At 53.2% G+C, this 8,197-nt stretch carries 8 protein-coding genes; 4 read left to right on the top strand and 4 right to left on the bottom strand.

The features are described 5' to 3' along the window. Positions 1-244: hypothetical protein (locus Q0294_RS16150; RefSeq protein ID WP_299467510.1), on the top strand; the 244-nt coding region annotated here is incomplete at its 5' end. A gap of 234 nt (positions 245-478) precedes the next feature. Here the strand turns inward: Q0294_RS16150 and Q0294_RS16145 are convergent. Further along, positions 479-1,210 carry an SGNH/GDSL hydrolase family protein gene (locus tag Q0294_RS16145; protein ID WP_299467508.1) on the bottom strand — a complete coding sequence of 244 codons (732 nt, stop codon included), beginning with the start codon at positions 1,208-1,210 and terminating at the stop codon, positions 479-481. 181 nt (positions 1,211-1,391) lie between these two features. Continuing rightward, positions 1,392-2,288 (bottom strand): dienelactone hydrolase family protein, encoded by an 897-nt coding sequence (locus tag Q0294_RS16140; protein ID WP_299467506.1) that lies wholly within the window; start codon positions 2,286-2,288, stop codon positions 1,392-1,394. 479 nt (positions 2,289-2,767) lie between these two features. On the opposite strand from Q0294_RS16140, the gene Q0294_RS16135 reads away from it, so the two are divergent. From Q0294_RS16135 to Q0294_RS16125, 3 genes are all read left to right on the top strand, one after another. Further along, complete coding sequence (locus Q0294_RS16135) at positions 2,768-3,778, top strand: dienelactone hydrolase (protein ID WP_299467504.1); 1,011 nt, start codon at positions 2,768-2,770, stop codon at positions 3,776-3,778. A 273-nt stretch (positions 3,779-4,051) separates the two neighbouring features. After that, positions 4,052-4,519 (top strand): hypothetical protein, encoded by a 468-nt coding sequence (locus Q0294_RS16130; RefSeq protein WP_299467502.1) that lies wholly within the window; start codon positions 4,052-4,054, stop codon positions 4,517-4,519. Beyond that, the gene (locus Q0294_RS16125) at positions 4,516-5,412 is read left to right on the top strand and encodes a DUF1559 domain-containing protein (RefSeq protein WP_299467500.1); all 897 of its coding nucleotides are present in this window, start codon (positions 4,516-4,518) and stop codon (positions 5,410-5,412) included. Before Q0294_RS16130 ends, Q0294_RS16125 begins: the two co-directional genes overlap by 4 nt. A gap of 242 nt (positions 5,413-5,654) precedes the next feature. On the opposite strand, the gene Q0294_RS16120 is transcribed toward Q0294_RS16125, so the two are convergent. Together Q0294_RS16120 and Q0294_RS16115 are read right to left on the bottom strand one after the other, a co-directional pair. Beyond that, positions 5,655-7,607, bottom strand: coding sequence for a CocE/NonD family hydrolase (locus Q0294_RS16120; protein WP_299467498.1), 1,953 nt, complete (start codon positions 7,605-7,607; stop codon positions 5,655-5,657). 362 nt (positions 7,608-7,969) lie between these two features. Next, positions 7,970-8,197: hypothetical protein (locus Q0294_RS16115; protein ID WP_299467496.1), on the bottom strand; the 228-nt coding region annotated here is incomplete at its 5' end.

Raw genomic sequence — 8,197 nt, 5'->3', positions numbered from 1 at the left:
TGAAATCATTCGCTCGCAGTTGATGGAACTTGTTAAAAGTCTGGATAAACGATACGGAATCACCATCAACTGCGTTATGGATGTGATTGACTGGGAACAGGAACGAGTTTTACCATTGTTGAATACCGGCATATCAACTGCCGAAAGTGGAAAGATATTTCGCACCTGGAACGATGCATCACCACAGAAGTATGTCATCAATGGTGAAATACATGTCGTTCCTCAAGACTACTGTCCAAGCTGATGGAGCGACTGGGGTTTCAAATGGAAAGACCGCTCCTGCCCGGAATGCGGGATTAAATTCGGAGAGCAATGTAAAATCCTGCTCGATTCTGATGTATGCCCCTACTGCACAGCGGGAAAAATCTCGATGACATGTCCCGTCTGCGATAAGTGCGGATTTAAGATCGATCCCACTTGTGTTGTCTGGGGATTGGAACAGAAACAGCACAACCCGCTCGTCTTCCCGGTCGCACACTTATTTTGGTTCCAGAGCTTTCAGAAGGGCGGCGGCAATCGCCTGCATTCCTCGATCGCCGGGATGGGCGGCGACTCCGGCGTGCGGAATGTCACGTTCCGAGCGGGCGTAGTTTGCTTCATCTTTGCCGAGACCGCTGATATCGACAAACATCCCGCCGGCTTTTTGACAGGCCTGACGCAGCGCTTCGTCTTTCGCGGGATTGGGCCAGAAGCAACTCCGCACGATGATCGTCGGCTGGTTGTCCGTCTGCAGTTCTTTGAGCAGTTTTTCGACGCTGGCCTGAAACTGCGCTTTCGCCTCCTCTGACTCCAGCTTCGGCACATTCTCTCCAATCGCGACCACGACCAGATCGGGCTTAAAAGCGAAGGCGTCCTGCAGGTTTTCTTTCAGGTCATATGTGGCGTATTGCCGCTCAAAAGCAGCGATGTTTTTTGCCAGCGCTTTCGGCGTCATGCCTGACGATTTGGCGAGCGAACGCATCACAACGTGGACATAATCCTTTTCCAATGCACTCGCCGCCATCCCCCAGTTGCCTTCCCAGCCAATCTTCTGCGACGGCCCGTGCAGCGTAATACTGTTACCCAGGAACAATATTTTCTCAAACCGGGGCGCGGCTTTTGACTCTTCCGCCTGGATCATTGTGCCAAGGGTTCCGATGGCAACAATGAAGACCAAGGCAAGGCCGAGCAATCCAGGCTGGCGAGTTCTGGCAGGCGTGTATTTCCTCATGATGCGGGTCTCTCTACTCTCTTATTGACGAGGTTCAATAATCAATCACTGATACGAAAGCTCCAAGGCACTCTGCCTGGCAGTGGCTGTCCAATCGCAGGGGGAAAACGAAACAAGGTTCAGAGCAGGCAGACTTCCGGAAGCCACCTGCGACAGCCCCCGGAAAGACACCTGCATTCGTCTAGTCTTTCTCAGCCAGATTCTTTTTGAAGAACGCAATCGTCCGCTCCCAGGCCTGCTTCGCAGCGGCTTCGTCGTAGCGGGGAGTGGTATCGTTGTGGAAACCATGATTTGTGCCTTCATACACAAAAGCCTCGAATGTGTTGCCATTCTTTTTGAGCGCCGCTTCAAACGGACCGGCCCCCTCCATGATGCGTTTGTCGAGCGAAGCATTCTGGATCATCAGAGGTGCTTTGATTTTAGGCACATCCGCAAGCTCCGGCTGACGCCCATAAAAGGGAACGCCGGCGTCGATCACGTCGGGAATCTGTATCGCAAGCTGGTAGACGACACCGCCCCCGAAGCAAAATCCCACTGCCCCGAGCTTGCCGGTCGAAAGCGGATGTGTATCAAGAAACTTTGCCGCGGCGATGAAATCCTGCATCATCTTGTCGCGATCAAGTTTGGCCTGCATGGCGCGACCGTCATCATCGTTGCCGGGATAACCGCCGAGCGGAGTCAACGCATCCGGCGCAAAGGCCACAAAACCGCTGACAGCAAGCCGCCGCACCACATCGGCGATATACGGATTCAATCCACGATTTTCATGGATGACCAGCACAGCGGGAAACTTCTTCCCTTTCGCCGGCCAGGCCAGCAGGCCTTTCATCTCGCCGTTCCCCTCGGGCGACTTGTAGGTCACCGTTTCTGTCTTGATGCGGGGATCATCGGCTTTGACCTGCTCTGCCCAAGCATAGTTGGGACTGAGACTGGCCAGCAGAGATTCCACCGTCATCCCCCCCGCAGCGAAGAGACCGAGCCGCTTAATGTAATCCCGCCGGTTGAGTCGTCCGTGCGCGTAATCGTCGTACAGATCCAGAACTTCCTGATCAAATTGCGATGCTTCTTTACGTTCCATAAGGGGCCTCTTTCATAATGCATTTTTTTGTAACTGGTTTCCCTGCGCGCGAAACCGGATGAAGCAAACCCGGCGACTGTGTAGCGCCGGGGCATTCCTGTTTTACAAAGAGTTGACATTTCTCCGAGTCATTTGCATTCATTATAAAGACCTGACCATCAAGTGGAAACGATTTTTCATAGAATGCCGCTGCTGCTCTCCAGACAGCCAGCAGAAACGAGATCGCGAATGAATCATCAAAAAGACCTGCCCCACTTTACTCTTTTCAGCAGGTCGCCGATTGATAGCGAACTTGAATCAGTCGCATCACCGTGTAAAATCAAACCAGAATTCATAAAAGGGAGCGATACCCGTTCCCGTTTTCGGTGTTGAATGGATGTCTTTCGATGCTCTCAGATCAGCGATCAGATCTCTGCAAAACACAATCACTGTCGACACACAGCCGCTTTGAGAGTGGCTTCGTTGAGAAGGATGAAATGATGAAGTTTCTGCCATTCTGTCTGGTTCTGGCGGCCTGTATCCTGTTTTTCGAAAACAATCCTGTGCAGGCAGAACCATACGATCCGCTGAAAATCAGTGACAGCCCTGCTCCACAACCCGTCGACATCACGATGCAGGATCAGAACCGTAAGCGGGACATTCCCCTGCGACTTTATTTACCCGAACAGAAACAGGCCGCCCCGGTCATTTTATTCAGCCACGGACTGGGAGGTTCAAGGAACGGTTGCCGTTATCTGGGAGAACACTGGTCGAAGCGTGGTTATGTCGTCGTCTTTTTGCAACACGCCGGCAGCGATGAAGCGGTCTGGAAAGAGGCGGCCCTGCGAGAGCGGCTCAAGGCTTTGAAATCTGCAACCACTCTGCAGAATACGATGGACCGTTATCAGGATGTCTCAGCCGTGCTGGATCAGCTCGCCAGCTGGAATACCGATGCGCAACATCCGTTCCACAAAAAGCTGGACCTGCAACACATCGGCATGTCGGGCCATTCGTTCGGAGCGGTCACAACACAGGGAGTCAGCGGACAGACATGGCGGATCGTGGGGCAGCGGTTTACAGAGCCGCGCATCAAGGCGGCAGTCATGTTCAGCCCCAGCACTCAAGGCCGGTCTGATCCCGCTCAGTCGTTTGGTCAGGTTTCCATTCCCTGGATGCTGCTGACCGGCACCAAAGACACATCCCCCATCAACGACACCACGGTGGAAGATCGCCGCAAAGTGTATCCGGGCCTGCCAGACACGATCGACAAATACGAACTGGTTCTGTTTGACGCCCTGCACTCTGCGTTTTCCGATGGCACGGAACGTCCCGGAAGAATCCGCCAGAATCCCAAACATCACCCGGAGATCCTGGCAGTCACCACCGCCTTCTGGGACACCTACCTCCGCCAGAACCAGGATGCCCGCAAATGGCTGCAGGGAAAAGCATGCCGTCAACTGCTCGATCCCCAGGACGAATGGCAGTTTCAGACTCCAACTGCAGCTCAGTGACAGCGCAAGCGGTAATTGCCTTTTTTACGTAACTGCGCTCCTCTTGAAAATCGTGAAGACAGTCGCTGACTTCCTGTTTAATCACCCGAAGTACAATACTGCCATGCAAGACTCTCGCAGAGACGACGTCAAAGCTCAGGTCACTTGACCTTACTGCCTTGCCCAGTAACATATATATACAAATTCATGTAACTGGAAGATACGAAACTCTCTCAATGAGCATTTCCACAGCTTCCCAGTGAAAAACGTGGGAATCTGAACTGAGGGCATGAAATGGAAAGCAATGATCTAGCCTCCGACACGCAGCGCGGCGTTCATTGTTACACCGCCGTTTTTCTCTGTGTATTTCTGAGCCTGTCTGTGGTCGGCTGCGGTGAGGATACAGGGCGGATTTCATTCTCCGGAAAGATTGAAGGCCTTCAGGATTTCCAGGGCACGATCTCCTTCCGTCCGACAGCATCAGAAACAAACTTGCCGGTCACATCGGAACGGGTCAAGCACGGAAGATATTCGTTCACACGAGAAAATGGGCCGTTCCCCGGTGAATACGCTGTCTTGATTGAAAGACATGTTCCACTGCTCAAGGGCGCTTCTGCACAAGAAGTTTTGCCGCAGCGATGGCGCTTCCAGAGAACTGTTCCCTCCCCGGATCAGCGACGTGAAATGAGGTCCGATTTCATGCTTGATGCGATAGCGCAACTCCCCTCTCCCAATCCTGAACAGGGGGCAGGTCACGAATGAAACATCGCAAATCCTGCGGATTTACACTGATCGAATTGCTGGTAGTCATTGCGGTCATCGCGATTTTGATCGCATTGCTTCTGCCTGCCGTGCAACAGGCGCGGGAAGCAGCGAGACGGTCGCAGTGCAAAAATAATCTCAAGCAATATGGACTGGCTCTGCACAACTATCATGACACCCACCAGATTCTGCCTCCGGGAAGTTTGCGGGGAACCGGTCTCGCCTGGGGATTCGTTGCCCACCTGCTCCCGTTTATCGATCAAGCCAACGTTTATGCCACAATTGATTTTGAACAAACTGACTGTGCCCAGTTCATCCTCAATCAGCAGGCTGCTGGATTACCAGATCCCAGTTCGATTCTGCTCCCGATTGTAACCTGTCCGAGCGATCCCAATTCGCAAGTTCAACTCCTTTCCGGCCCGACAGGTCCTACTCCCAATTCCTACAACACGGGCCGTCTCTACCCCTCCGACTACCTGGGCGTCAGCGGAAGCAAGGAAAGCAGTTCTGGAATGTGTCCCTTTAATGGCATTCTCAACGGCGACGGAATTCTCTATACCAAAAGCCGCACCCGGTTCGGTGACGTGACTGATGGACTATCCACGACGTTTCTGGTAGGCGAGCGGGGGATTCCTGCCGACTGGGGCTGGGGGTGGCCCATCTGCGGAGGCACGGAATGCGAACAATACATCAGTGCCGAACGCGGACTGGCACCGCCCGATCTGCCGCCTGACACAAATCAGAGTATTCTCTCCTTCTGGAGCTGGCACACAGGAGGGACTCATTTCCTGATGGGTGACGGTGCCGTCCGTTTTCTCTCGACCAGTATTGACTACCCCACCTTGCTGAGCCTCTCGACCCGGTCCAATGGTGAAGTCGTCGGTGAATTCTAGAGCGCGTCCCATTTCAACATCACCGAGCCTGTTATACTCAATCTGAATGGCCGCCGAGACGATACAATAAACCCGGACACTGGCTCATTCAGATTCGGGCAATCTGCCTGACGGGATCTGTCGCATCACAGGCTGTTTGAGGAACTCCGCATTCTAGTCTGCGGGTAACTCGATGTGAATGAGTCCGTTTTTTCTGATTTCAGATTCTTTGTTTTGACAGGAAGCATCAAAAGACTCGCCAGTCATTTAACACTCGGAATCACTGGCAGGATGATGTGTGATGGGTGCAGCCTGTCATGGTAGATGGTGTTTGTCGCCGTGACCTTGCGACGAGAGTCGGCGGGCGGTTCCCCGGTGTTAGGATTCACATCGAAACGGGGAAAGTTGCTGCTGGAAAGATCCACACGGATGCGATGCCCTTTCTTAAACCGATTCGAGCAGGGATCGAGCTTGATGTTAAACTCATAGGTTTCGCCTGGCGTCATCAGGGTTTCTTCCTGATCGGAATCGCGATAGCGGGCGCGAATGATCCCGTCTCCCATAATCAAGTCGAACCCGGCAGGGAAGTCGGCGCTGGAGGGATACACGTCGATCAACTTGGCCGTAAAGTCGGTATCAACGGCAGATGACGAAGCCCACAGCTTGACACGAATCGGGCCCACAATTTCGACATCCTGTTCCAGTGGAGGCGTCATGAAAACAACCACATCGTTTCTCGCAGAAAGGGGCAAAGGGACGGGCCAGCTCCAGGTATGGTTGCCCCCCCATTGGTTCCAGGCGCCTTCCTGCATGAGCGTTCCCGAACCCACAACGCACCCGCCGACGGTTGGCACGGGGTTCTCAGGATCAAATTCGAAGGTTGTGGAGGCAGTCTCTTGCTCAGGAGGTGCGGTCGAAAGATCGCCGCTCTTCTGCAAATAATATTTCGTCGGCTGGGCTTGCGGCAGCGGGTAATCCGGTTCATCACGCCAGTAGCCCCCATGAAAGAGTTTACCATCCTCAGTTTTATGCCCGTCGCCGCTCCCCATCACAAACAGGCGAACCGGAGTGCGATACGGTATTTTGCTGTCGAAATCGCCGGCGGAGTCTTTTAACCAACGATCAAACCAGGCCCGTTGATAAGTCATCATGCCAACAGCCGCGTCCGGACCGAAATCCACCTGGCCGTGTGATTGCTTATTTCCACAATGTCGCCAGGGGCCCATAATCAAATGGACCGGCGATTGCTTGGATTTCTTTAAAGCCATGTAAGTCTCGGTCGTGCTGCTGCTGAACAGGTCGTACCAGCCGCCGACCATCAAGGTCGGCAGGTCTTTGTGCTCGTCGACGTATTCGATGATGTTGCTGAAGCGCCAGTACTCGTCATTCCGACGATGTTCCATCATTTCAATCAGCATGTTTTCATATTCCGGGGCAATGCGCAACGGTGTCATCCCACGCCGAAGTGGCAGGTTGAGCAGATAGTAACGCCACTGGGCCGCCTGTTCTTCCAGCGCCTTTTTCAAGTTGGGATCGCGTGCCTGACGACTCCCTTTTGCAACATTACCGATGACCCATTTCCAGACCCGCAAACGGAAAGCACCGCCATAGATCGTCGCGCCAATGCCGTGGTTGATCGACGGATTTGAGGGGATAATCGTGGTCAGGTGAGGTGGTCGCGTCATGGCTGCCAGATGCTGCGTCGCGCCGACATAAGAGCAACCCAGCATGCCGATCTTCCCATTCGACCAGGGCTGCTCAGCGATCCATTCGATTGCGTCGTAGCCATCCTCCCGATCATCGCTCATCCAATGCCAGGTCCCTTCCGATCCTCCACGGCCTCGCGTGTCCTGCCCAATCACAACATAACCCAAACGAACGAAATATTTTGATGTACTGACACCCATTCCGGATTTCCCATACGGAGTGCGGAAGAGCACGACCGGAAAGCGGCCCCCAACCACCTCGTCCCCCTTGGCCGGCAAATAGATATCGGTCGCCAGTTTGACACCATCGCGCATCGGCACCATGACATTTTTTACGATCTTCACATCGTAAGGGACGTCAGCAGCCTGCGCCTGCCGGAACAGACCAAATAAGGCAAAGGCAGACAGCCAGACCACCCACTTCAACGTGTTGCGTTTCTGCGCGTGTTCATTCTCTTTCTGGATTGGACAATCTCTTCTATTCATCGTTGCCAAAAGCATCACGCGCATGATTGTTTCCATTGCCATTGATCTCATATTTGCAGTTGATTTGAACTGCGCCCGTGAATAACACCAGTCAAACGCCTGGAGGAATTCGTCTATTGTATTTTGTCTCTCAAGCGTAGCGGGAAAACGAGAAAATAACAACTTTGCTTCTGACACAAGGATTCGTGTTCCCCATGAACAGTGGGGGATGGATTGTGTTATCCTCTTTACGCCAAGGCTCAATGAGCACACTCATTTTCTGGAAAGAAAAGGGACCGAAATCAAAAAGACCTGCCTCGCTTTCCCTTTTCAGCAGGTCGCCGCCTGATGGTGAATCTGGGTCAGGGGAGAATGGCACCTTGTTCTATCCTGCGAGAGTCGATTCATCAGTCGGGTACGACGTCGTTGGCGACGTTTTCTTCTTTGGTTTGCCCACTTCGACGGAAACTCAATACTAATCCAGCCAGCACGACGCTCAACACCAGAGGGTACAACCACCCCAGATGAGCGCGAAACAGAATGCGAAAGAACGTCAGTCCGTCGACATACAGATACGAGCAGTACAGCACCGAGACGAAAATCAGGAAAGAGAACCCCACAATCGATTGTTGATT

Origin of the sequence: uncultured Gimesia sp., from assembly GCF_937919775.1 — a bacterium.
Lineage (GTDB): Bacteria > Planctomycetota > Planctomycetia > Planctomycetales > Planctomycetaceae > Gimesia.
Note: the sequence above shows the minus strand (reverse complement) of the source record. Positions and strands in the feature narration are given on the sequence as shown.